Annotated in this window: 20 protein-coding genes; 17 read left to right on the forward strand and 3 right to left on the reverse strand. The window is 58.6% G+C overall.

Annotated features, from left to right (window positions below; translation table 11 throughout):
• The first annotated feature begins 42 nt into the window (after positions 1 to 42).
• The 12 genes from gltB to BBKW_RS04510 all read left to right on the forward strand — a co-directional run bounded on the left by gltB (position 43) and on the right by BBKW_RS04510 (position 15,611).
• A complete protein-coding gene (gene gltB / locus BBKW_RS04455) occupies positions 43 to 4,614 on the forward strand; it encodes a glutamate synthase large subunit (RefSeq protein WP_033501179.1) in 4,572 nt (1,523 codons plus the stop codon).
• A 1-nt stretch (position 4,615) separates the two neighbouring features.
• The gene (locus tag BBKW_RS04460) at positions 4,616 to 6,163 is read left to right on the forward strand and encodes a glutamate synthase subunit beta (protein ID WP_033501178.1); all 1,548 of its coding nucleotides are present in this window, start codon (positions 4,616 to 4,618) and stop codon (positions 6,161 to 6,163) included.
• A 186-nt stretch (positions 6,164 to 6,349) separates the two neighbouring features.
• On the forward strand, positions 6,350 to 6,811 hold the full coding sequence (locus tag BBKW_RS04465; RefSeq protein ID WP_033501177.1) for a Yip1 family protein: 462 nt from the start codon (positions 6,350 to 6,352) through the stop codon (positions 6,809 to 6,811).
• Positions 6,812 to 6,873: 62 nt separating this feature from the next.
• Positions 6,874 to 7,092, forward strand: a complete 219-nt coding sequence (locus BBKW_RS10685) for a hypothetical protein (protein WP_128832399.1) — start codon at positions 6,874 to 6,876, stop codon at positions 7,090 to 7,092.
• Between the two features lies 1 nt (position 7,093).
• Positions 7,094 to 7,492: an SRPBCC family protein gene (locus BBKW_RS04470; protein WP_033501176.1), complete on the forward strand. Its 399-nt coding sequence runs from the start codon at positions 7,094 to 7,096 to the stop codon at positions 7,490 to 7,492.
• 355 nt (positions 7,493 to 7,847) lie between these two features.
• A complete protein-coding gene (gene glgA, locus BBKW_RS04480; RefSeq protein WP_033501175.1) occupies positions 7,848 to 9,104 on the forward strand; it encodes a glycogen synthase in 1,257 nt (418 codons plus the stop codon).
• Between the two features lie 104 nt (positions 9,105 to 9,208).
• Positions 9,209 to 10,060 (forward strand): ABC transporter ATP-binding protein, encoded by an 852-nt coding sequence (locus tag BBKW_RS04485; protein WP_048349510.1) that lies wholly within the window; start codon positions 9,209 to 9,211, stop codon positions 10,058 to 10,060.
• A gap of 110 nt (positions 10,061 to 10,170) precedes the next feature.
• Positions 10,171 to 11,226, forward strand: a complete 1,056-nt coding sequence (locus BBKW_RS04490; protein WP_033501248.1) for a tRNA (adenine-N1)-methyltransferase — start codon at positions 10,171 to 10,173, stop codon at positions 11,224 to 11,226.
• An 88-nt stretch (positions 11,227 to 11,314) separates the two neighbouring features.
• Positions 11,315 to 11,872 (forward strand): SixA phosphatase family protein, encoded by a 558-nt coding sequence (locus tag BBKW_RS04495; RefSeq protein ID WP_033501174.1) that lies wholly within the window; start codon positions 11,315 to 11,317, stop codon positions 11,870 to 11,872.
• A 160-nt stretch (positions 11,873 to 12,032) separates the two neighbouring features.
• Positions 12,033 to 14,339 (forward strand): 5-methyltetrahydropteroyltriglutamate--homocysteine S-methyltransferase, encoded by a 2,307-nt coding sequence (metE, locus tag BBKW_RS04500; protein WP_033501173.1) that lies wholly within the window; start codon positions 12,033 to 12,035, stop codon positions 14,337 to 14,339.
• 29 nt (positions 14,340 to 14,368) lie between these two features.
• Positions 14,369 to 15,208, forward strand: coding sequence for a methylenetetrahydrofolate reductase [NAD(P)H] (gene metF / locus BBKW_RS04505; protein WP_033501172.1), 840 nt, complete (start codon positions 14,369 to 14,371; stop codon positions 15,206 to 15,208).
• Between the two features lie 82 nt (positions 15,209 to 15,290).
• Positions 15,291 to 15,611, forward strand: coding sequence for a hypothetical protein (locus BBKW_RS04510; protein WP_033501171.1), 321 nt, complete (start codon positions 15,291 to 15,293; stop codon positions 15,609 to 15,611).
• A gap of 135 nt (positions 15,612 to 15,746) precedes the next feature.
• Here the strand turns inward: BBKW_RS04510 and BBKW_RS04515 are convergent, their stop codons facing one another.
• The 3 genes from BBKW_RS04515 to BBKW_RS04525 all read right to left on the reverse strand — a co-directional run bounded on the left by BBKW_RS04515 (position 15,747) and on the right by BBKW_RS04525 (position 18,225).
• Positions 15,747 to 16,085: a hypothetical protein gene (locus BBKW_RS04515; RefSeq protein ID WP_033501170.1), complete on the reverse strand. Its 339-nt coding sequence runs from the start codon at positions 16,083 to 16,085 to the stop codon at positions 15,747 to 15,749.
• 85 nt (positions 16,086 to 16,170) lie between these two features.
• On the reverse strand, positions 16,171 to 17,013 hold the full coding sequence (locus BBKW_RS04520) for an ATP-binding cassette domain-containing protein (protein ID WP_033501169.1): 843 nt from the start codon (positions 17,011 to 17,013) through the stop codon (positions 16,171 to 16,173).
• Positions 17,014 to 17,055: 42 nt separating this feature from the next.
• Positions 17,056 to 18,225, reverse strand: coding sequence for an ROK family transcriptional regulator (locus BBKW_RS04525; protein WP_033501168.1), 1,170 nt, complete (start codon positions 18,223 to 18,225; stop codon positions 17,056 to 17,058).
• Between the two features lie 244 nt (positions 18,226 to 18,469).
• Between BBKW_RS04525 and BBKW_RS04530 the strand changes: the two genes are divergently transcribed.
• The 5 genes from BBKW_RS04530 to BBKW_RS04550 all read left to right on the forward strand — a co-directional run bounded on the left by BBKW_RS04530 (position 18,470) and on the right by BBKW_RS04550 (position 26,048).
• Positions 18,470 to 19,651: a substrate-binding domain-containing protein gene (locus tag BBKW_RS04530; protein WP_033501167.1), complete on the forward strand. Its 1,182-nt coding sequence runs from the start codon at positions 18,470 to 18,472 to the stop codon at positions 19,649 to 19,651.
• An 81-nt stretch (positions 19,652 to 19,732) separates the two neighbouring features.
• Positions 19,733 to 21,289, forward strand: a complete 1,557-nt coding sequence (locus BBKW_RS04535; RefSeq protein ID WP_033501166.1) for a sugar ABC transporter ATP-binding protein — start codon at positions 19,733 to 19,735, stop codon at positions 21,287 to 21,289.
• The gene (gene mmsB / locus BBKW_RS04540; RefSeq protein ID WP_033501165.1) at positions 21,286 to 22,503 is read left to right on the forward strand and encodes a multiple monosaccharide ABC transporter permease; all 1,218 of its coding nucleotides are present in this window, start codon (positions 21,286 to 21,288) and stop codon (positions 22,501 to 22,503) included. The genes BBKW_RS04535 and mmsB overlap by 4 nt, the downstream gene beginning before the upstream one ends.
• A 100-nt stretch (positions 22,504 to 22,603) precedes the next feature.
• Positions 22,604 to 23,032 (forward strand): hypothetical protein, encoded by a 429-nt coding sequence (locus BBKW_RS10910; RefSeq protein WP_070097855.1) that lies wholly within the window; start codon positions 22,604 to 22,606, stop codon positions 23,030 to 23,032.
• Positions 22,953 to 26,048 (forward strand): bifunctional [glutamine synthetase] adenylyltransferase/[glutamine synthetase]-adenylyl-L-tyrosine phosphorylase, encoded by a 3,096-nt coding sequence (locus BBKW_RS04550; protein WP_162198774.1) that lies wholly within the window; start codon positions 22,953 to 22,955, stop codon positions 26,046 to 26,048. The genes BBKW_RS10910 and BBKW_RS04550 overlap by 80 nt, the downstream gene beginning before the upstream one ends.
• The last annotated feature ends 67 nt before the right edge of the window (positions 26,049 to 26,115 follow it).

The following is a 26,115-nucleotide window of genomic DNA, read 5'->3' on the forward strand; positions in this document are numbered from 1 at the left end:
CCGCAAGACTTTTCTTGCCCAAAAACATTGAAGGTGGTTTCGGTGACTTTCCACGCCCCGTTAGATCTCACGATCCATGATTCCCAAGGTATGTACGATCCCGGCGTCGAGCACGACGCCTGCGGCGTGGGTATGGTCACCACCCTCAACAAGCGCCCGGAACGCAAGATCATCGACGATGCCATCGAAGTGCTCGTCAACCTCAATCACCGTGGTGCGGTCGGCGCCGAGGAGAACACCGGTGACGGCGCAGGCATCCTCATGAGCATGCCAGACGAGTTCATGCGCGCCACTGCAGGCGTGGAATTGCCCGAAGAAGGCCATTACGCGGCCGGCATCGCGTTCCTCGACCGTGACATCGCCACCTCCGGCCAGCAAGAGCAGACTATCGCCAAAATCGTGCGCGAAGAAGGCCTTGAAGTACTCGCATGGCGCGTCGTACCCACCAACCCGGACGGACTCGGACTACAGGCGCTCGCCAGCATGCCCGCGTTCAAGACGCTGGTCGTGGCCGACCCTGAAGGACAGCTCGCCGGCATCGAACTGGACCGCAAGACGTTCCGCATCCGCAAGCGCGTGGAACATGAGGTGGGCATCTACTTCGCGTCCCTGTCCGCACGTACCATCACCTACAAGGGCATGCTCACCACCATGCAGCTCAAGCCCTTCTTTCTGGACCTTTCCGATGAGCGCATGAAGGCGAAGATCGCCATCGTGCACTCCCGCTTCTCCACCAACACGTTCCCGAGCTGGCCACTCGCACAGCCGTTCCGCCAGCTGGCCCACAACGGCGAGATCAACACAATCCAAGGCAACCGCAACTGGCTGTCCGCACGTGAAGGCCGCCTGAGCTCCGAGCTGCTCGGCGAATTCAAGCCGCTACTGCCGATCGCGACCCCAGGCTACTCCGATTCCGGCACGTTTGACGAATGCCTCGAACTGTTGCACCTGTCCGGCCGTTCCATGCCACATGCCATCTCCATGATGCTGCCGCCGGCATGGGAGAAGAACGACCAGCTTGATCCCGACGTCAGGGCGTTCTACGAGTACAACAACACGCTGATCGAACCATGGGACGGTCCGGCGCACATCATCTTCACCGACGGCACCCAGGTCGGTGCGCTGCTCGACCGCAACGGCTTCCGCCCCGGTCGCTGGCAGCTCACCGACGACGGCTATATCGTGCTCGCATCCGAAACCGGCGTACTTCCAGAGAACGCCGAAGAGCACATCGTATCCAAGGGCCGCTTGGAGCCGGGCAAGATGTTCCTCGTCGACACCAACGAAGGCCGCATCATTCCCGACGAAGAAATCAAAAAGTCCCTCGCATCCCAGCATCCGTACCGCCAGTGGGTCGAAGGCAACACCGTCGAGATGAGCCAGCTGCCCAAGCGAGAGCATGTCAACCACTCCGGCCAGTCCGTGCAGCGCCGCCAGCGCGCATTCGGCTACACCGAAGAGGATCTGAAGCTGCTGCTCGCCCCTATGGCCAACACCGGCAAGGAACCACTCGGATCCATGGGCAACGACGCGCCTATGGCCGCGCTCTCTTCCCGCAGCCGCATGCTGTTCGACTACTTCACCCAAAAGTTCGCGCAGGTCACCAACCCGCCGCTCGACTGGGAACGCGAAAAGATCGTGACCTGCCTCGAGTCCGCCATCGGCCCCGAGCCGAACCTGCTGGCCGATTCCGAACTGCACGCCAAGAAGATCCTCATCCCACTACCGGTGCTCAACTCCGACGAAATGGCGCAGCTCAAGCGCCTTGACCGAGCCAAGATCCTCGGCAGCTACTACAAGCCGTTCGTCGTCAAGGGCCTCTACCAGGTCGCAGGCGGCGGCAAGGCTCTGAAGGAACGTCTCGATGAGATCTTCCAGGAAGTCGACGAAGCCATCGAAAACGGATCCAACTTCCTCGTGCTCTCCGATCGCGACTCCAACTACACGTGGGGGCCGATCCCGTCGCTGCTGCTCACCTCCGCGGTGCAGCACCATCTGTTGCGCAGGCACACGCGCACCCAGATCTCCATGGTCGTCGAGGCCGGAGATGTGCGTGAGATCCACCATGTCGCTCTGCTGATCGCCTACGGTGCGGCGGCCGTCAACCCGTATCTGGCGTTCGAATCCGTTGAAGACTTGTCTCGCAAGGGCTATCTCAACGTCGATGCCGAAACCGCGGTGAAGAATCTGACCAACGCGCTGTCCACCGGCGTGCTCAAGATCATGGCCAAGATGGGCGTCTCCACCATCATGAGCTACCGTGGCGCGCAGCTGTTCGAAGCCATCGGCCTGAATAAGGACGTCATCAACGAATACTTCACCGGTACCACCTCCCGCGTCGGCGGCGTCGGACTCGACGAGCTGGCCGAAGAGGTCGCCATCCGTCACCGCGTTGCTTACCCGTCGCAGTGGACCGCACGCCCGCACCGCAACCTGCGTACCGGCGGCGAATACAAGTGGCGTCGTACCGGCGAGGACCACCTCAACGATCCTGAGGCCATCTTCTTGCTGCAGCAATCCACCCAGCGTGGCGATTACGACATGTTCAAGAAGTATTCGGCGCACATCAATGACACCTCCAACCGTCTGATGACGCTGCGCGGTCTGATGAAGTTCAAGTCCAATCGCAAACCGATTGACATCAGCGAGGTCGAACCGGCCAGCGAGATCGTCAAGCGTTTCTCCACCGGCGCCATGAGCTACGGATCCATCTCCCAGGAGGCGCACGAGACCCTCGCCATCGCCATGAACACCATCGGCGCACGTTCCAACTCCGGCGAAGGCGGAGAATCCGAAGACCGCATCAACGATCCGCTGCGTTACAGCAAGATCAAGCAGATCGCATCGGCGCGTTTCGGTGTGACTAGCGACTATCTGGTGCATGCCACCGATCTGCAGATCAAGCTTGCCCAAGGTGCCAAGCCGGGCGAAGGCGGCCACCTTCCGGGAGCCAAGGTCCCGCCGTGGATCGCCAAGGTCCGTCACGCGACCCCGGGCGTCGAGCTCATCTCTCCGCCGCCGCACCATGACATCTATTCCATCGAGGATCTGAAGCAGCTGATCAACGATGCGAAGATGGCGAATCCGAAGGCCCGCGTCCACGTCAAGCTCGTCTCCGAATTCGGCGTCGGCACCATCGCGGCCGGCGTCGCCAAGTGCCATGCCGACGTGGTGCTGATTTCCGGTTACGACGGTGGTACTGGCGCGGCTCCGCTCAACGCTATCAAACACGCTGGCACCCCATGGGAGATCGGCCTGTCCGAAACCCAGCAGACGCTCGTACTCAACGGCCTGCGTTCGCGTATCACCGTGCAATGCGATGGCGAGCTCAAGACCGGCCGTGACGTGGTGATCGCAGCCCTGCTTGGCGCCGAGGAATTCGGCTTCGCCACCGCGGCGTTGATCGTCGAAGGTTGTGTCATGATGCGTGCCTGCCAGAAGAACACCTGCCCGCAGGGCATCGCCACCCAGGACCCCGAGCTGCGCGCACGTTTCAAAGGCAAGCCGGAGCACGTCATCAACTTCTTCATGTTCATCGCCGAGGAAGTACGCGAGCTACTCGCACAGCTTGGCTTCCGCACCTTGGAGGAGGCCGTCGGCCATGTCGAATGCCTCGACCAGAACGAAGCGATCAAGCGTTGGAAGTCCGACGGCATCGATTTGAGCAACGTGCTCATGCAGCCGGGACCGGTTCCGGGAACCATCCTGCATCAGACCATCGAGCAGAACCACGAACTCGACAAAGCGCTTGACAACAAGCTCATCGAGCTTGCGCAGCCGGCCCTCGAGAAGAAGGAGCCGGTGCGCATCGAGATGCCGATCCGCAACGTGTACCGTACGCTCGGCACCATGGTCGGCTACGAGATCACCAAGCGCTACGGTGAGGAAGGTCTGCCGGATGACACCATCGACATGACCTTCCACGGTGCAGGCGGCCAGTCCATCGGCGCGTTCATTCCGCGCGGCGAAACCATCCGCATATACGGCGAAGTCAACGACTACGCGGGTAAGGGACTGTCCGGCGGACGCATGGTCGTGCGTCCGGAAGCGTGCATCACCTTTGATCCGCATAAGAACGTGATCGCAGGCAATGTCACCGGTTTTGGTGCTACCTCCGGCCAGATGTTTGTGGCGGGACGCGCCGGCGAACGTTTCGGCGTGCGCAACGGCGGTGCCACCTTCGTGGTGGAAGGCGTCGGTGACCACGGATGCGAATACATGACCGGCGGCACCGTCGTGATTCTCGGCACCACGGGCCGTAACCTCGGCGCAGGCTTCTCCGGCGGACACGTGTACGTGCTCGATCTCGACATGAAGCAGGTCAACCCGGCAGCCGCCACCAACGGCGCACTGTTGTTCGAACCGCTCGACAGTGAGTCGGACGAAATCGTGTATGGCCTGGTCAAGCAGCACGCGGAAGAGACCGGCTCTGCATTCGCAGCCGGACTGCTCGCCGACTGGAAGAATGCATCCAGGCGATTCACACACATCGTGCCGAAGCACTTCCTCGCCATGCAGAAGGCGATGAAGAACGCCGAAGAGAACAATATCGATTTCAATACGCCCGGCGTCTGGGAACAGGTGTACGAGCAGGTTATGGAAGGAGCGCGCTGACATGGGAGATCCACGTGGATTCCTGAAGGTCCGTACCCGTCGCGAACTGGCCGAACGCCCCGTCGAGGAGCGAATCAAGGATTGGTTCGACGTCCACGCCGAATCCGGCCTGCAACCTTGGACCACCGAGCAGGCGGCCCGATGCATGGATTGCGGCACGCCGTTCTGCATGAACGGCTGCCCGTTGGGCAACATCATTCCAGAATTCAACGATCTGGTCCGCCAGGAGAAGTGGGAGGACGCGTACAACCGCCTGTCCGAGACGAACAACTTCCCTGAGGTCACCGGCCGCATCTGTCCTGCGCTGTGCGAGGCCGCCTGCGTGCTAGGCATCCACCAGCCGCCGACCATGATCAAGAACGACGAGTGCACGATCATCGACCAGGCATGGGAGCTTGACTACGTCAAGCCGTTGCCTCCACAGCGTCTGACCGACCAGACCGTCGCCGTGGTCGGCTCCGGCCCATCCGGTCTGGCATGCGCCCAGCAGCTTACCCGCGCCGGCCACACCGTGGTCGTATACGAGCGTGATGACGCCATCGGCGGTCTGATGCGCTACGGCATCCCGAACTTCAAACTCGACAAGCGACTCATCGACCGCCGTGTGGAACAGATGGAGGCCGAAGGCACCGTGTTCCGTACCGGCGTGGAGATCGGCAAAGACATCTCCTGGGATGACCTGCGCTCCCGCTACGATGCCGTGGTCGTCGCCATCGGCTCCACCGTGCCACGCGACATGAAGATTCCGGGCCGCGAACTCAAAGGCATCCACTTCGCCATGGAGTTCCTGCCTGACGCGACCCGCCGCGTCTACGGCGTTAAGCCAGTCAATGGCATCACCGCCGAAGGCAAGCACGTCGTGATCATCGGCGGCGGCGATACCGGATCCGACTGCTTGGGCACGTCCATCCGTCAAGGCGCCAAGGACGTCACCGTGCTGCAGATCATGCCGCAGGAACCAAGCGAACGCCCGTCCAACCAACCGTGGCCGACTTTCGCACGCCTGTACCAGAAGACCTCCTCCATGGAGGAAGGCTTCGAAACCCAGTGCGCCGAATACGTGTACAGTACGGATTCCGTGAACTTCGTCGGCACCGAAGAGGAACAGGCTAAGGTGAAGGTGGAACACTCCGCCGCCACCGAAGGCTTCGTGGCCGACGAGAACGGACATGTGACCGGCCTCAAGGTCGTGAACGTGGCACCCGGCGAAAACGGCCCGTTCACCCGCCAGCCGGGCACTGAACGCGTGATCCCGGCCGACCTGGTGCTCATCTCCGTCGGCTTCCTGCATCCGGACACCAGCACGCTCGTGGACCAGCTGCCTGTCGACCTCGATGGGCGTGGCAATGTGGCACGCAACGACAAGTTCGCCACCAGCCAGGATGGCGTATTCGCCTGCGGCGACGCCGGACGCGGCCAGAGCCTCGTGGTATGGGCCATCTCCGAGGGCCGCTCCTGCGCGGCTGCCGTGGATGAATATCTCACCGGTGCCACTGAACTGCCGGCCCCCATCGTGGCTTCCAAAAGGCCGATGATGCTGCCGCGCTGATTCGACGGCGACACCAAGATTCAAGTGGCCTTCATCCGTATCCATCGGAATGCGGATGAAGGCCACTTTTCCTATGGGCAATGTTTTTCTTGAATCGATATGACTGAAGTGTGGAAAAACAGACGGCATACAGGTCCGGTATACGCTAAAGTAGCATGCAGCAACACGTAACAAAGGAGTGCACCAATGCCAAATCGCGCCGAACGACGTGCCCAAGCCAAACAGAACCGCAGGGGAGTGCCCCAACAGTACGACCAGACCAGAGGCCGTAGCCGTTCCGGCATGCTTGACGAATACCAGCTTCAAGAGAAGTCCCGTCGCCTGCAGGACGGCACCGACGGTCCATGGAAACCGACCGGCGGCAGCGTCGTGGAAAACGAAAGCCTGCTGACCACCAATCCGGATTACACAAATCCGAAGATGTTCAAAGCGCCGCATTCCATGCGCCAGTGGTTCCGCGTGGCCAGCTGGGCGCTGATCGCATTGTCCGCAATCGCATTCCTTGTAGTCATGTGGCTGCCATCGCATCCGATGTGGCTCATCGCAACCGTTTCCATTGTCTTTGCGGTCGGTGTGCTTAGCCTGTTCTTCACGGCGGGTAACCCGAAGCATAATCCGAACCTCGATCAGAATGGTACGGCCGTCTGATAGTAAGGCGATGAACATAAAGCGGGGCTGCATCTTTCCATCGGATGCAGCCCCGCTTTTACATGCGAGTCACAAATGATAGTACTATTCGTTCTTGGTTTACAGGAAGTGGTACGAATATTTCCTTGCAGTACTTAGAACGACGTATCATTACAGAATGGCTTCCTTTTTCTGGTTTTGAATATGGAAATGCACTGGATATAATACATTACATGCAGGCTAATCTAAATAATGCAGAAAATGAATATTGGCTATCAATACAGCCTAAAAAGGAGGAATAATATGGCGATTTCTAACATCAAAGCAACTTTTCCAACAACCATTGAAAATGTATGGGCAATAGTAACTTCTCTTACTGATTATTCATGGCGCAGCGACATTGACAAAATAGAGGTCGTTAATGATACTACGTTCATAGAATATTCTAAAACAGGTATTGCTACCACATTTACAATAACCGTATGTAAGCCGCTTGAACGGTGGGAATTTGATATGGAAAATAAAAACATGAAAGGACACTGGGTAGGAATATTCAAGCCTAAAAATGGATATGTAGAAATTGATTTTACAGAAAATGTTTCTGCAAAAAAGTTTTTATTAAAGCCCTTTGTCAAGACCTACTTGAAAAAGCAGCAATCAACTTATGTGCGTGATTTAGGAAAAGCATTAGCAGATGAATAGCATTGAAATTGTTGAATACCTAAAAGCAGAGGCTTCCGAGAAATATAAAACCAATATTGTGAAAATGGGTATTCCCACAGAAAATTGTATTGATGTATCTACTGCTATATTGAGAAAGTTATAAAAAAGGACTTGAAAAATCAAACAAATTAGCTTTTGGGTTGTAGAATACTCATTATCACGAAGCGAGGCTGCTTTCAGTATTCCTATTCAATTCTAAGACACTCACTTTTAGTGATATTTCAGAAAAGATGCAGAACTTTGTGACACGAACGAAACAATCAGGCGTTTCCTTGGAAATTTGCCTTACAGTAGTGGTGGAACAACTGCCTGACTCGAAGAGGAGAGCACAAATATGAAGGTTGAGATTCTTTCCCGTGAATATCCGCCCAAAGTGTACGGCGGCGCAGGCGTGCACGCGGAGGAGCTTTCCAAAGTTCTGGCGGAACGCGTGGATGTGACGGTCCGTGCGTTTGATGGACCGCGTGCCGAGGATGAGATCCCCAAGATTCCGGGTGACGATCCTAAAGGGTCGCTTAAGGTCATCGGGTACGACGTTCCCAGGGAACTCCAAGAGGCGAATGGCGCGTTGAAAACATTCGGCGTCGACTTGCAGATCGCCAACGACGTGGACGCCGACATCATCCACGCCCACACATGGTACGTGTGCCTAGCCGGCTACCTCGCCAAGATGCTGCACGGAACGCCGCTGGTCATCACCGCGCATTCCCTCGAACCGTTCCGCCCATGGAAGCGTGAGCAGTTGGGCGGCGGCTACGACCTGAGCTCGTGGGCTGAACGTGACGCATACGAGCACGCCGACCGCGTCATCGCCGTATCCGCCGGCATGCGCGAGGACATCCTGTCCGCATATCCGAATCTTGATCCCGACAAGGTGGTCGTGGTGCACAACGGCATCACCATGAGCCAGTTCGAAACTCCGGCTGACGACGATCCGGGCTGGAAGGTGTTCGAACGTTACAACATCGACCGTAATAAGCCCACACTCCTGTTCGTCGGTCGCATCACTAGACAGAAGGGTTTGCCGTACCTGCTGCAGGCGTTGCATTTCGTCGATCCGGGCATCCAGGTCGTGCTGTGCGCCGGCGCACCCGACACTCCGGAAATCATGAACGAGGTCAAAACCGCGTTCGCCAAGCTTGATGAGGAGCGCGGCAACATCATCTGGATCGAAGAGATGCTGCCGAAGCCGGAACTTAACGCGCTCGAACACGGTTGCGACGCGTTCATCTGCCCGTCCATCTACGAGCCGCTCGGCATCGTGAACCTTGAAGCCATGGCCTGCGGTCTGCCCGTGGTGGCCTCCGCGACCGGCGGTATTCCCGAAGTCGTCGTCGACGGTGAAACCGGTTACCTCGTGCCCGTCGACCAGTTGCACGACGGTACTGGTACCCCGACCAGTCCGGACAAGTTCGTGCACGATATGGCCGACGCCATCAACCGCATCATGGCCGACCCTGAAAAGGCGAAGCAGATGGGTCAGGCCGGATACGAACGCGCACGCGACAACTTCAGCTGGGAGTCGATCGCCGACAAGACCGTCAAGGTTTATGAGAACGTGCTTGCTGAGCAGAGCAAAGCCGCCGAATAGCCCGTTCTCTACGTAGACGATACGTGAACGCCTTCCTCCGGACGCATTATTCTGGCGGAAGGCGTTTTCATGACTGCAATCTGAACAATGGCAGGGGAGGAAGAATGTCGGAAAAGAACATCGCGCTGAAACTCACTGACGTGGAATTCCGTCGTCGTAAGCGCGTGATTCTCACTAAGGTCAATTTGGAAATCAACAAAGGTGAGAAATGGGTGCTGTTCGGTCCTAACGGCATCGGCAAATCAAGCCTGGTTCAGATGATGAGTACCAGAGGCTTCCCGTCGGAAGGTACCGTCGACATTCTTGGCAACCGTCTCGGGAAAGTGGACGTGTTCTCCTACCGTAACCGCATCGGTTTGAGCTCCGCGGAACTGAGCCGTGCATTCCCGTCTCAGGAAGATCCGCTCGACGCCATCGTGACCGCATTGACCGCGACCACCGGCCGTTGGCGCGACACTTACACCGACGAAGATTATGCCAAGGCGCGCTCCCTGATGCGCGAATTCGGCATCGAATACCTCGAAGGCAAGATGATGTTCAAGCTTTCGGAAGGCGAACGTACGCGCGTGCTGATCTGCCGTGCGCTGATGGCCGATCCGGATTTGCTGATTCTGGACGAACCGACCACAGGACTCGACCTGGGTGGTCGTGAGATCGCGCTTCGTGCGTTGAGCAGGGTCGGTGCCGAACAATCAGACCGTGCCGTGGTATTGGTGACGCATCGTCTTGAGGAGATTCCGCAGGGATTCGACCATGTGGCGATCATGGGTAGAATCACCGGCAACGAAGCCGATGCTTATGCCGACAATGTGGCAGGCAACGATCCGGCCCCCGGAACCATCGTGTACACGGGCGACTTGGAACATGGCTTCACGTCCGCGCGCTTAAGCGAGGTGTTCGGCCTGAAGCTCGAGGTGACACACATGAACGGGCGCTGGAACGCGTACGCGCTGTAACTGGCGCTTTGCATGGCGGAACATGCTGTAGCATGAATAGCGCCAGACAGGCGGGTCTTGACCGTGCTGTCGCAATGATGGAATCCATGTTTGCAATGAAGGAGCGATTGATGCGTCGAGGACCGTTGACGACGGGCGAGAAAGTGCAGTTCACGGATCGCAGATCCAATAAGATCACCGACCAGCTGGTGTCTGGTGGCGTGACGCAGACCTCGCATGGCATCATTCTGCACGACGACGTGATTGGGCAGCTGGAGGGATCCGTGGTGGTTACGGTGAGCGCCAAACGCGAGACCCAGATCAACCAGGACCATCCGGAACGCGACGCCAACAAGCCTTGGAAGGGTACGCGCGCCATCGGTGGATGGCAGTTCGCGGTAATGCGTCCGAGGCTGGCCGACTATGTACTGTCGATGCCTCGAGGCGCGCAGATCATGTATCCGAAGGACATTGCCCAGGTAATTCAGTTGGGCGACATCCGTTCCGGCATGAACGTGCTGGAATCCGGAGCCGGATCTGGCGCCATGAGCATCAACCTGCTGGACGCGGTGAGTGAGTCCGGCCGGCTGACCACCATCGAGATGCGGTCGGAATTCGCCCGCGTGGCCGAAGCGAACGCCACGGTCTATTTCGGAGGCCGCCCTGCTTGGTGGGATTTGAAAACTGGAGATTTCGACTCGGTGGCGGCCACGTTGCCGGAGCATTCCTTCGACCGCATCATGCTTGACATGCTCGACCCTTGGAACCGGCTTGAACAGGCGTATCGAGTGATCGCCCCCGGAGGCGTGCTTGTGGCGTACGTGACCACCACCACGCAGCTGAGTCGTATGGCGGAGGCGTTGCGCGAAGCCGGCTGCTGGACGGAACCGGACATCCAGGAAACGCTGGAACGTGACTGGAAGGCGCAGGGTTTGGCGATCCGCCCCGACCATCAGATGATCGGGCACACCGGTTTCCTCATGGTATCCCGTGCGATGGCTCCGGGATTCCAGGCGTTGCGCAAACGCGACCGCGCCACGAAAGACACGACCACGGATATCGATTCCCTGAGTGCTGAAGAACGTGCCGAACAGCTCGAAGACCTTGAATTACGTGATATTTCCGACCGTAAACTGCGCAAAGTGCTGCGCGATCTTGACGCTCAGGTCGAGGCTATCGGCGATTGATACGGTGTTTCTTGCAGTTGTTCTGAGACAATAGTTATGTGCGTTGCGTTGACGCGCACCAGATCGTTAAGGATTGGAGCATTCGTCCATGGGAACGAGCCTCAAGAAGGTTGCGAAGAAAGCCAGGGATTACAAATACGTGCTGCTGGTGATGCGCCACGCCAAGACCGAACCGTTCGGTGACGGCGGCGACGTTGGGCGCGAACTGACCGACAAGGGACGCAAGCAGGCGAAGGCCGTCGCCAAAGGCTTGGCCGCGCACAAAATGGTGCCGACACGTATCGCTTGCTCCAGCGCCACTAGAGCAAGGCAGACATGCGACCGCATGCTCAAGGTATTTGGCGACGATCCGAAGGTCGACTATCGCCAGAGTCTGTATGAGGGTGGGGTGCAGTCCGTGTTCGACGAGCTTGCCCAGACCAAGGAAAAGCATCGCGAATTGTTGGTGCTCGGCCATGAGCCCACCGTGTCGATCGCATGCCAGTGGCTGGCGAGCTCCGAATCGGATGCGACGCTGCTCGACTTGCTGAATCTGGGCATGTCGCCGGCTTCGCTCGCCGTGTTCGGATCGAACGAGCCATTCAACCAATGGCAGCTGCACAGTGGCGAACTCATCGCATTGCTGACGGCCAAGGATTTTGAATAATTCCTTTGCAATCGTCATGATGTTGAGAGGCATGAAACGTTGTTGCGCCAACTGATATAAACCGTGCTTATAACGACACTCAAGTTTTCTTAATGCCTTATAGCAAGGTGTTTTGTGATAGCTTGAGCGGGTTGCATTGTTTATATCAGATGGAGGATTCATGTCCGCTCTCACTTCCGTCTCCGGTTTCCCGCGCATCGGCCAGAACCGCGAGCTGAAGAAGATTATCGAAGCCTATTGGAAGGGTGCCGCCGCACTTGACGACGTGCGCGCCACCGCCAAGGAGCTGCGTGCCAAGCATTGGAAGTTGCAGCAGGCAGCAGGAATCGACCTGATTCCGAGCAACGACTTCAGCTATTACGACCAAATGCTCGACACCGCCATCCTGCTGAACGTCATTCCGCAGCGCTACCAGCGTCTCGCCTTCGACAATCCCGAGGAGACGCTGTTCGCCATGGGCCGCGGCTACCAGGGAGACAAGGGCGACGTTACCGCGTTGCCGATGAAGAAGTGGTTCACCACCAACTACCACTACCTGGTGCCGGAAGTCGATGAAGTCACCGACATCAAGCTCAACAGCACCAAGCCGTTCGACGAGTTCAACGAGGCGAAGGCGCTCGGCATCACCACCAAGCCGGTGTTCATCGGCCCGTACACTTTCCTCAAGCTCGCCCGCAACCCGCAGGCCGAAGAACTCGAATACGATAAGGGCCTGATCAACGCGGTCGCCGCCGTCTACGCCGAGGTCGTGGCCAAGTTCGCCGAACTGGGTGCCGAATGGATCCAGATTGACGAACCGTATCTCGTGCTCGACAAGGAACCGGGCGACGTCGAACTATTCAAGAGCCTATACGCCAAGATCCTGCCCGCACGCGATGGCAAGATCAAGGTGCTGCTCAACACCTACTTCGGCCACATCGCCGACGTGTATGAGACCGTCAACCTGCTCGCCTTCGACGGCATCGGACTCGATCTCAACGAAGGCAAGGACGAGAATCTTGCTGCTGTTGAAAAGTTTGGCGTCGCAGAAAACACCACCATCTTCGCCGGCGTGGTCAACGGTCGCAACATCTGGCGCAACGATTACGCCGTCAGCCTCGGCCTCGTCGACGCGCTGAAGAAGGTCACCGACAACGTAGCCGTCTCCACCGCAAGCTCCCTGCTGCACGTGCCGTTCAGCACCGAAGGTGAGGACGGTCTCGTCGACGACGTGCGCAAACATTTCGCCTTCGCCGTTGAAAAGCTCGGCGAACTGCACGACATCGCGGTCCTTGCCGACGCCGGCGAAGAAGCCAAGAAGGCATCCGAAGCGTTGGCCGCCAACCAGGCACTGTTTGACGGTACCCGCGTCGCCGCCGACAAGAACGTGGCGGAACGTCTCGCAGCCCTGACCGACGCGGACTTCGTACGCCAGCCGGCACGCGCCGAACGTCAGAAGGCACAGCGTGAGGCGTTGAACCTGCCATTGCTGCCGACCACCACCATCGGATCCTTCCCGCAAACCAAGGAAGTGCGCGCCGAACGCGCCAGGCTGCGCAAGGGCGAAATCACCAAGGCAGAATACGACGAATACATGAAGGCGCAGATTGACGCCTGCATCAAGCATCAGGAGCAGATCGGCCTCGACGTGCTTGTGCATGGTGAATTCGAACGCAACGACATGGTCGAATACTTCGGCCAGAACCTCAACGGTTTCCTGTTCACCAAGAACGCTTGGGTGCAGTCTTACGGTACCCGCTGCGTGAAGCCCCCGATCGTATGGGGCGATGTGTCCCGCGCCAACCCGATCACCGTGGAATGGAGCGCCTACGCTCAGTCCCGCACCAGCCATGTGATGAAGGGCATGCTCACCGGCCCGGTCACCATTCTCAACTGGTCCTGGCCGCGCGAGGACATCACCCACGAGCAGCAGACCCAGCAGCTGGCTCTCGCCATCCGCGACGAAGTGCTCGACCTCGAAGCCGCTGGCATCAAGGTCATCCAGATCGACGAGGCCGCCCTGCGTGAAAAGCTGCCGCTCAGGAAGACCGACTGGCACAAGAAGTACCTCGACTGGGCCATTCCGGCATTCCGACTGGTGCACTCCGCGGTCAAGCCGACCACGCAGATCCACACCCATATGTGCTACTCGGAGTTCAACGACATCATCACCGACATCGACGCTATGGACGCCGACGTGATCTCCTTCGAAGCCTCCCGCGGTGATCTTGTGGTGCTCGACGCCATTCACGACGCCAACTTCGAAACCGAAGCTGGTCCGGGCGTCTACGACATCCACTCGCCGCGCATCCCGTCCGAAGCTGAAATCGAGGAACGCATCTACGAAATCCTCAAGAAGATGGACGTCGAAAAGGTGTGGATCAACCCCGACTGCGGTTTGAAGACACGCGGCAACGCCGAAACCTGGCCAAGCCTCGAAAACCTCGTGGCCGCAGCCCAGGCTGTGCGTGCCAAGCTGGCCAAGTAAGGCGAAACGTTAGGAACAAGACAACAGCCATGCATTCGCCAATGTTCTCGCTCGAGGTGTTCCCTCCAAAGCGAACCTCCCCTGTGGGTACCATCTGCGACACGTTGGATGGCCTGCAGGGGTTGGACCCCGATTTCATTTCCGTCACCTACGGCACCGGCAAATCATCCGACCGTACGCTGACAGCGCGCATCGCCCACACCGTGAGTGAATACGGCATCCCCAGTGTGGCCCATCTAACCGCACAATATCTGAACAAGGATGACGTCGACCAGGCGCTCGACATGTTCGAACAGGCCAAAGTCTCCGGTGTACTCGCCTTACGTGGCGACCGCATCGACGGTGCCGAACCGGCAGGAGTGTTCGAACATGCCAGCGATCTGGCCGCGTACATCCGCCAGCAGCGTCCGGGCATGAAGATCTACGGCGCCTGCTATCCGGAAAAGCATCCGCAGGCGGCAACACTGGAAGAAGACATCGACAATCTCAAAAAGAAAGTCGACGCCGGCGTGACACACCTGATCTCGCAACTGTTCTACGATAACGAGGACTTCCTGAGATTCCTCGACAAAGCGAGGACTGCAGGCATCGACGTGCCGATCGAAGCGGGCATCATGCCAGTCATGAACGCGAAATCGGTGTTGAACATGTCGAGCAAATGTCAGTCGAAGATTCCCGAAAAACTCGGCATCATGCTCGATAAATGGGGAAGCGACAAGGCTTTGCTTAAAGAGGCGGGTATCGCTTACGCATCCGAGCAGATCTGCGATTTGGTAGCGCGGGGCGTCGACGGTGTGCACCTGTATACGATGAACCATCCATGCGTCAGCCGACGTATTTGGTCCAACGTCAAACCATTCTTCGTCTGATTTCAGGCGATGCAACAAACATCAGGGGCGGTTGCGGGTATTTCGCAACCGCCCCTGGTTTTATACGGTTGCTATAGAAACCATGACTTCCATGCAACACAAGTTCGGAGCGCTCGATCTGATTCGAGCAGGGCTGCAAGATTTCGACAAAGCTCGCACATTGTTCGATGAGCTGCACAATGACGGCATTGACGATGACAGAATGCGACTGCTGCTGACAACGCTGGAAAAAGCGTGCGATCCTGACGTCGCACTCAGCAACCTGGTAGACATCATCAAAGTGATGCAAAGCCAAGGCAAGGATTTCACCAACATCATCGCCGACGAGAACTCTTTCGTACGACTGATCACCGTGCTCGGCGTCACCCGTCACGTCCGGCGTAACGTGCAGCCGCTGTTCTGAGGATTATCCGCCTGTTCTCCGCGCTGCGATTGTGTTCCGCCGGGATGGTGGAACGTCATATACGTGACGCCGAGGGAGGCCTGTTGCATCGGATATTACGCAAGATCATTCTATCCGACGTCACGGTTGGGACTTCTACTTCTTCTTGGTACTCCTCGCACTCTTCAACGGTGTCTTCGGCTTGGCGGGCTCGAACCACGGGAAGCGGTGAAGTACCCAGCGGTGCAGCGGCGGGGTCTTGGCGACGGCCCAACCCGCAATCATTGCGAAAATCGCCACCCACGAGGCGAGATTCTGCTTGGCGAAGATCAGCAGGATGGTTAGTCCCACGGCGATGATGCCGAGGAATTGCGAATATTTGTTCTGCGATTCGGTGGTCTTGTCCGTCTTCATCGGCACGAAACCGAAGAACAGGCCAATCGCCACGGATACGATGGCGATGGCGACGCAGATGATGATGTCCTGAGTGCTCATGAACGTTCCCTCCCGGAACAGGCGATGAAGATATGCGATTGTATCAGTTTACCGCAGCGCATCGGCGCGCGCCGATGCGCCCCTTCTATTCGAGATTCATAGCGGCGCTGATCGTGCGGTCGATGAGCTTGCGCTGATGGATCATGTTGGCGTATTTCGGGTTCTCCGTCATCCCCTCGCTCCCATGTCCGGCGTCAACGCCAGCGATTTGCGCGATAATCTCCTCGTAGGAGGTCTTGGCGGTGCAATACACGCCGCGGATACGTCCTTGTCGGATGACCACGATGCGATCCGACACCGCGAACACGTTCGGCAGGTCATGACAGACCATCACCACCGACCGGCCATCGGAACGTATCCGTTTGATGTAGGACAGCACCTCCGCGGCCTGCATCACCGACAGCGAGGCGGTCGGCTCGTCGAGCAGGATGAGCTGCGGGTCGTTGAGTAGCGTGCGGGCGATGGCCACGGTCTGACGCTGCCCCACCGACAGCGAGGTGATGGGGGACCCCACACGGATCGCGGAGCTCAGCGTTCCGAGCACGGAACGGGCTCGCGTGTTCATCATATCGTCGTCACGAACCCAGCCCGACTGCATCTCCTTGCCGAGGAAAAGATTGGAAGCTACATCGAGGTTGTCGCAGAGTTCCTGACCTTGGAAGACGGAAGCGATGCCCATGCGGTCCGCCTCCCGGATCGAGGGGATCGTCACCTGTTCGCCGTTGAGGTAGATATGCCCGAATCCGGGTTGCAGAAAACCGGAGATTACCTTCATCAGTGTGGACTTGCCGGCGCCGTTGTCGCCCACGATGGCGATGACCTCTTTGCGGTCGATGGTCAGATTCACCGATTTCAGCGCCTCGACGAATCCGAATCTGACGCAGATGTCCTCCAGTCGCAGCAACGGAGGTGTACTTGCGTTCCTCATGTCATCCCTCTTTCCTTGACCCTTTCCTCATGGGTGTTTCGTCTATGCTGCGATGCTGTTGCGAATCGCATGTCCGATGGCGGCGAGCGCGCCGCCCAGCGCGCAGTTGTCGCTCGGGTGAGGGGAGCTCAGCACCGTGATTGGCATGACCGCGTCGGGGAACAGCAGCCGCTGCAGCGCTTCATTGAACGGTTGAGTAAACACCTCGCCGGCCATGGCGAGTTTGCCTCCGACCACGACGACCTCCGGGTCGATGCTGATGCACAAGTCGGCGGCCACTTGCCCGATGCGCACCGCCGTGTCAGCGATGATGCGGCGGCATCCGGGGTCGCCGTTGTTCGCCTGTGCCACGAGGTCGTCCATCGTCATGTTGCCGTGCGTGACGCTGAGCAGTTGCACCAGCCGGTTCTCAGCGACAATGGTGTTGAGGCATCCGCGATTGCCGCAGGAGCAGATCGCACCGAGCGGATCGACTTGGATATGGCCGATCTCGCCGGCCAGGCCGGTCACCCCGTGCATGATCTCCCCGCCGGCAACGATACCCGCGCCTACGTTGTCATTGGTGGAGATATAGACGAAGTCGCGCTTGCCGATTGCTGCGCCCATGCGTGATTCGCAGTAGGCGGCGTAGTTTGCGTCGTTGTCGACATATACGGGGGTGTTGAATGTGGCGCTTAGCGGAGAGACGATGTCGAAGCCATCCCACCCGGGCATGACGCCGGGGATGGCGATCATGTGGTCGCCGATGGCGACTGGTGCGGCCAAGGCCACGCCGATGCCGGCGATCTCCCCGGGATCAGCGTCGATGTTGGTCATGGTCTCGTTGATGAGCTGTATCGCGCGTTCCAGTGTGGTGTCGGCCTTGTGACCGAGGGGAAGCGGCAGCATATGCTCCGCGATGATTGATTTCGCGAAATCGACGACGGCCAGTTTCAGTTCGCGTTGCGCGATCCACAGGCCGATGCCGAGACCCTGATTGTGGGCGAGTCTGACCAAGGTAGCCCTGCGGCCGTTGCGTATGGTGCTTTTCGTCTCCAGCTGTCCCTCGTCGACGAGTTGGTGGACGAGTGTGGAGACCGTTGCGGTGGAGAGGCTGGTGACCTCCGCGAGTTCGACCTGCGTCATAGCGCCGAATTTGTGGATGCTGGACAGCAGGTTGGCACGGTTTGCCTCGCGCAGGGAGGTTTGTGAGCCGAAAAGTCGTGTTGCCATGGCTATCCAGTGTAGTCCGACGCGGTGGTCGCCGGGGCCGTGTGCGCTCTTCCTGCGGCGTGTCGCGTCGAAAGGCGCATAATACAGCTCTTATGTTCGATAAATGAATTTAAATAACGTTTAAGAACAAATATAAGTTTGACAACTTAACTCAAGAGTCATATGCTATGAGATGAACCGGAACGGTCCGGATCACAAACGGAACAATGGTCGTTCCGTCACCCTCAAAGATGAAGGAGAATACATGCAGTTCACCAAGAAGATCGTCGCCGTCGTGGCGGGCGTGGCGATGTGCGCGGGTCTCACGGCCTGTGGCGGCAGTCGAACCGGACAGTCCGGCGACGGCGACAAGATCGAGAAAGGCGCAACCATCGGCATTTCGATGCCGACCAAATCCGAGGAGCGCTGGAACAAGGATGGCAACAACCTCAAGGCCAATCTTGAGAAGCGAGGGTACAAGGTCATCCTGTCGTTCGCGGATGACAAGCCCGCCCAACAGAACGCCGACATCGAGAACATGGTCAACAACGATGCGAAGATCGTCGTGGTCGCCTCCAAGGACGGCACCGCGGTCGGCCCAGCCGTCGAGAAGGCCCGTGACGCTGGCGCGAAGGTCATCGCCTACGACCGTCTGATCATGAACACCGACGCGGTCGACTACTACGCCACGTTCCAGCTGGAGCAGACTGGTGTACTCGAGGCCACCTGGCTGATTGACAAACTCGGGTTGGAGGAAGGCGCCACCGGCCCGTTCAACATCGAGCTGTTCGCGGGCTCCCCGGACGACAATAATTCCAAATACTTCTTCAAGGGTGCATGGGATCTGCTCCAGCCCTACTTCGAGAAGGGAATCCTCGTCAACCCATCCAACCACGGCGGCGGCGTGAAGGCCTCCGACAAGGCCGAGGACATCTGGCAGAAGATCGGCGTGCAGTCTTGGAAGGCCGAGCAGGCCCAGAAGGACATGGAATCCATCCTCGACTCCACTTACGCGCACGGCGAGAAACTCGACGCGGTGCTCAGCCCCTACGACGGTATCACCCAAGGCGTGGCCAACGCCATCGAGTCCAAGCGCCCGGATATGAAGCCCGGCACCGACAGCTGGCCGTACATCACCGGCCAGGACGCGATGGAGATCTCTATCGCCAACATCGCTAACGGCAAGCAGGGCGAGACTGTGTTCAAGGACGTGAACAAGCTCGCGAACGCCGTCGAGGAGATGATCATCGAGATCGCCGAGGGCAAGGAGGTGTCCGGCATCAACGGCAAGTTCAATAACGGCAACTTGGACGTGCCGTCCAAGCTGCTTGACCCGCAGGGCATCACCATCGACAACCTCTCCGATTTGGTGAAGGCGAACTACGTGACCCAGAGCCGCTTCAACGAACTGACTAAGGGCACGCTGCTCGAGGATCAGATCAAGTGACGCGACGGTTCGACGGATGGAGCACACGGCCGTCGTGGCGTGTGCCCCATCCCCTCGCAACACAATATGAGGAGTGATGAAATGTCCCAAACAGACACCATTCTGATGATGGAGAACATCACCAAGACGTTCGGACCGGTCAAGGCCCTGACCGACGTGAATCTGGAGGTGGGCCGTGGCGAGATCCACGCCATCTGCGGCGAGAACGGCGCGGGCAAATCGACGTTGATGAACGTGCTTTCCGGTGTGTATCCATACGGCAGCTACAGCGGAAGGATCGTCTTCGACGGCAAGGAATGCAGATTCCGCACGATCAATGACTCCGAGGCCGATGGCATCGTGATCATCCATCAGGAGCTGGCGCTGAGCCCGTTCCTGTCCATCGCCGAGAACATCTTCATGGGCAACGAGCGGGCCAGGGCCGGCGTCGTCGACTGGGACCGGACCCGCGCCGAGGCCAGAAAGCTGTTGGATCGCGTGGGCCTCCCGGAGGATCCGGACACCAGGATCATGGACATCGGTGTCGGCAAGCAGCAGCTCGTCGAAATCGCCAAGGCTCTGAGCAAGGACGTGAAACTGCTCATCCTCGACGAGCCCACCGCGGCCCTGAACGACGAGGACTCCGCCCATCTGCTCGGTCTGGTGCGCCAGCTGCGCGACGAGCAGGGCGTGACTAGCATCATTATCACGCACAAGCTCAACGAGGTCGCCGCCATCGCCGATAACGTCACCATTATTCGTGACGGCTCCACCGTCGGACAGATGTACGTGACGCCGGAGACACCACTCGATCAGGACGAGCTGATCCGCAAGATGGTCGGTCGCCCGCTGCACAACTTGTATCCGGATCATCCCTCTAACAAGCCGGGCGAGGAATATCTGCGCATCGAGGATTGGACCGTGCATCATCCGCTCGACGTCGAGCGCGTGATCGTGGACCACGCGAACATCAACGTGCGCGCCGGCGAGATCGTCGGGCTCGCGGGGCTGATGGGTGCCGGCCGCACCGAGTTGGCTATGAGCGTGTTCGGACGGTCCTATGGCTCGAACATCTCAGGCAACGTGTACGTCAAAGGCAGGAAGGTCAACCTGCCGAGCGTGCAGGCCGCCATCGACGCCGGAATCGCCTACGCTACCGAAGATCGCAAGGTATACGGCCTAAACCTGTTGCAGAACATCCGTGAGAACGCCTCGCTCGCCTCGCTGAAGAAGATGAGCCGGCACGGTGTGATGGACGATAACATCGAACGCAAGGAGGTGGAAGAGTACCGCAAGGACTTCCACATCAAATGTCATGACATCGATGTGAACGTCGGCACGCTTTCCGGCGGCAACCAGCAGAAGGTCGTACTCGCCAAATGGGTGATCTCCCAGCCGGACATCCTCATCCTCGACGAACCGACCCGAGGCATCGACGTCGGCGCCAAATACGAGATCTACGAGATTATCGACCAGCTGGCCGACGCCGGTAAGGCCGTCATTGTGATCTCCTCCGAGCTGCCGGAACTCATCGGCATCTGCGACCGCATCTACACCGTAAGTTACGGCGTCGTCACCGACAACGTCGAGAAGAATGGATTCACTCAGGAATACTTGATGAAGGGAATGACCAAGGAAAGGAAGGTGGACGCCCGATGAGCGCCGCAACCGCAACATCTGCACAGAAGAAAGAGAAGGTCAGCCTGCTGGCCACTATCGGCAACAACGCCCGCCAATACGGCATCGTCGGCGCATTGCTCGTGATCGTCATCGCCTTCGAGATCCTCACTGGAGGTGTGCTGCTCAAGCCGAACAGCTTCGTGTCGCTAATCCAGCAGAACGCCTATGTGATTATCCTCGCCATCGGCATGGTGATGGTCATCATCGCCACCCACATCGACTTGTCTGTCGGTTCGTTGGTCGCCTTCATCGGCGGCGTCTGTGCCCTGCTGATGGAGCGCGCAGGCATGAACTGGATGCTTGCTATCCTCCTCTCCCTCATCGTCGGCCTCATCGTTGGCGTCTGGCAGGGATTCTGGGTGGCCTACGTGGGTATCCCGGGCTTCATCACTACCTTGGCCGGTATGCTGATGTTCCGAGGGCTCGCCACCGTGATTGTCGGCGAATCCGTGCCGATCACCTCCAATGCCTTCCGTGGCATCGCCCGTGACTATCTGCCGAACATCTTGGGGTTCTGGGGGCCGTTCGATGGTCTGACCCTTGTCGTCGGCGTGCTGTGCATCGTCGGCTACGCCTTCTCCCAGCTGCGCAAGCGCAAGCGCGTCGAGAAGGTCGGATTGGTGCCCGAACCGATGAACTTGACTATCCTCAAGATCGTCCTCGCGGCCGTGGTCATTGCGTTCGTCACCTATCTGCTGGCCTCTTCGGGCAACGCGGAACAGGGCGGCATCCCGATTATGCTCGTCATCGTCGGCGTGCTCGTGCTCGCCTACAACTTCATCCTGACCCGGACCGTGTTCGGTCGTCACGTCTACGCCGTCGGCGGCAATCGCAAGGCAGCCATCCTCTCCGGTATCAACACCAAGCGCGTCGACTTCCTGCTGTTCGTCCATATGGGCTTCCTCTCCGCTGTCGCCGCGGTCTGCATGCTGTCCCGTCTGGCCTCCGCGACCGCACAGGCCGGCATGGAGTTCGAAATGGACGCCATCGCTGCCTGCTTCATCGGCGGTACGGCCGTCACCGGCGGTATCGGCACGATTCCGGGGGCAGTGGTCGGCGCATTCGTGATGGGCGTCATCAACCAGGGTCTGTCGATCATGGGTGTGGACACCGCCGTGGTGAAGACCATCAAGGGTCTTGTGCTCCTACTGGCCGTCGCCGTGGATATCATGTCCAAGCGCAAGAAGAGCTGATCTGTTCCGAATCCCCTCCGGCGGATGGGGGTCCGCATCGCGGCGATGCGGACCCCCATCCGCCCGTCCCGTGCTCATTGTCGAAAGAAAAGGAATCCCCATGCGACTGAATACGCATTCCACCGCCCGTCTCTATGCGCTCACCTGCCTCGCCTGCGTGATCTGGCTTGCCCAGTCGCTGATGCAGGCACAGGCCGACGGCTCGTTGCTCGACTGGTCTACCATCGTTTTCTCGCTGTGTTTGCTCGTCGTGATCGGCTGGTGCGCCCGTTGCGCCGTCGTTGGCTGGAACACGAAGGACGGCGATCAGGCGGCGACGTCCCACGATGCGGGACCACGAAGGAGCATCGTCGATGACATGTCCATCGTGAAACGCGGAGGTGGTCGCAGATTGGCCGAAATCGCGTCCGAACGGGGCATGGCGTGTACATTAGCTAGATATGAACGCAATGAACGCTTTCCATCCATCGGCCATGGACCTGATCCGCACCGGGCTGCAGAACCTCGACGACGCACGCGCGAACCTTGATCGGCTCAAAGCCGACGGCGTGTCCGACGAACGGCTGGTTGGCATGCTCAAGGCCCTGTCCAAGGCGTGCGACCCGGACTGCGCGCTTTCCAACTTCGTCGACATCACCAACGCGATGCAAAGCCAGGGGCGCGACTTCGACGCCATGGTGCCCGACGAGGCGGCGCTCGAACGGCTCATCACCGTGCTCGGCGTCTCTGACGCCCTCGGCAAGCTCATGCGATTCCGTCCCGAACTCGTGGAGGCCGCGGCCAATGATGCCTGCGAAAGCCATCTTTACAATCACGAACAGCGCAGAGCGCATGTGCTCAAATCGGTAGGAGCCGATCCCAATGACCATGCCATGCCGGCCGCAAGCCTGCCACTTGCCGAGGCTGCGACGGCGCTACGTAAAACCTATCGCAAACAACTCGCCGCAATCATGGCGCAAGACGCTACGGCGAACGATCCCATCGAAATCCAACCGCGCATCAGCGCCGAACTTTCCGACCTGGCGGATGCGGCGCTTGAAGGCGCGCTCGCCATCGCACGCCATGAAGTGGACGGCAGCGAACATGTGCGTTTCGCCATCATCGGCATGGGCAAACTGGGCGCACAGGAGCTCAACTATGTATCCGACGTGGACCTGATCTACGTGGTGGAACCCGCCGACGCGGACACCAACGGCATGACGCTCAGCCGAGTCGGAACCAAAATGGCGACCACCCTGCAACGCGTATGCCAATCCGTCATTATGGGCGTCGCCGAACCGACTCTCTGGCAGATCGACGGCGGACTGCGCCCCGAAGGCAAGGATGGTCCACTGGTACGCCGGCTCGAATCCCATGAAGCCTATTATGAGCAATGGGCGGAAAACTGGGAATTCCAAGCTCTGCTCAAAGCACGCCCGGTAGCCGGCGATTCTGACCTCGGCCAAGCGTATATGAGCATGACCCGACCGTTCGTCTGGACCGCATCCAAACGAGACAACTTCGTCTACGACTGTCAGCAGATGCGCAAACGTGTCGAAGATCTTATCCCCAACCCGCTCAAAGACCGCGAAATCAAACTCGGCAGGGGAGGCCTGCGCGACGTTGAATTCACCGTGCAGATGCTTCAACTCGTGCATGGGCGCTCCGACGAGGCATTGCGTACCAGCTCCACACTCGAATCCCTGCAAGCCTTGGCCGAAGGTGGATACGTCTCACGCAAACAAGCCAAAAAACTCTCATGGGACTACCGATTCGAACGAGTGCTGGAACACCGACAGCAAATGTGGGCGCTCAAGCGCACCCACCTGTTCCCGGACCTCGGCAAAGCCAGCGTGGGAGGCCTTGAACTCAAACGAGACATCACCATCGACAAGCTGAACCAAAATATCGAACTACGACGACTCGCACGCGCGTTCCACTTGCATCCCGAAGAACTCGTCAACAAATATGATGAGACGCGTCGCGAAGTACGCCACTTGCACATGGACATCTATTACAGGCCCATGCTGCCCATCAACGCGGGACTCGACGACGAACAGGTGGAACTGTCCACGAAAGCCACGCAGGAACGATTCGAATCCATCGGATTCGCCGATGCCGACGCGGCTATGCGCCACGTCACCGCACTTACCGCAGGCATCTCCCGAGCCGCGAAAATCAACCGCATCCTGCTGCCCGCGGTATTGCAATGGCTCGGCGAAGGGCAGAATCCAGACATGGGGCTGCTCAACTGGCGCAAACTCGAAGAAAATTTCGGTTCCGAAAGCGAATACCTCGGATTCCTACGCGACTCGCCATCAGCGGCACAACGCCTATGTCACGTACTATCCAACTCACGATTCCTCGGAGACGCGCTCAACAAATCCGTCGAATCCGTCACTTGGCTCGGCAACGACGAATCCCTGCAACCACGCTCGCGAGAGAGCCTCAATATCCAAACCAAGGCAACGCTCGAACGCAATGCCGGCAACATTAACGACTTTGCCAACTCCATCCGAGCCATGCGCAGACACGAAATCGAACGCATCGGCCTCTCATGGATGAGCGGCGTGATCGACGATGAAGCATCGCTCGCCGGCATGACCGACGTATACGACGCAGCCATCGAAGCCTCACTGCAATGGGCCATCCGGCATCGCATCAACGACATGCAGCTCGAACAAGCGCCCGCCGCAATCGCCATCATCGGCATGGGACGCTACGGCGGCAGGGAAGTCAACTTCAGCTCCGACGCCGACGTGATCATCATCTACCGGCCAGCCGAAGGCGCCGACGACACCCAAGCCAACCTCTTCGCACGCAAAGTACAGGAAGACCTGCGCGCGATCCTGCAGGGCCCAACCACATTCGAACCAAAAATCGAACTCGACATGGACTTGAGGCCTGAAGGCAAAAACGGACCACTCGTACGTTCCTACGCATCCTGCGAGGAATATTACCGATCCTGGGCAAGCACATGGGAACACCAGGCACTGCTACGCGCCCGGTACGCAGCAGGCGACGCGGCGCTCGCCGAGGACTTCCTGATGAACATCGCTGATCCGCTTAGATATCCGAAGATCGATCTTACGGAAACGCAGATTGCTGAAATCCGCAAGCTCAAGGCACGTATGGAAGCCGAACGTTTGCCGCGCGGCGTACGCAGGGATCGCCATCTGAAACTCGGCAAGGGTGGACTATCGGATGTTGAGTGGACGATTCAACTGTTGCAATTGCAGCATGCGGGAGACAACGCCAACCTGCGCGTCAACGGCACATTGCAGGCATTGGACGAGCTGGAACATCGCAAGCTGATCTCCGCCGGCGACGCCGTGGTGTTGCGTAAGGCATGGCGCATGTGCACCGCCGCGCGCAACGGCAGCTATTTGTGGAGCGGACGCGTCAATCAGGCAGATATTCTGCCGGACGATTCATATTCGTTGGGAGGTATCGCCGTGTATCTCGGTTACGACGCGAATCGCGGCCAGCATTTCGAAAACGATCTGCTTGCAGTAATGCGCAAAGCCCGCGACGTAACGGAACGTATCTTCTACGGTCTTTCGTGACGCTGCCGTTGAAGCATGCTTCATGAACACGCGGTGAACTGATGGGGTCTGCATTTCAGGCTATAGT

This window comes from Bifidobacterium catenulatum subsp. kashiwanohense JCM 15439 = DSM 21854, assembly GCF_001042615.1.
Classification (GTDB): Bacteria; Actinomycetota; Actinomycetes; order Actinomycetales; family Bifidobacteriaceae; genus Bifidobacterium; species Bifidobacterium catenulatum.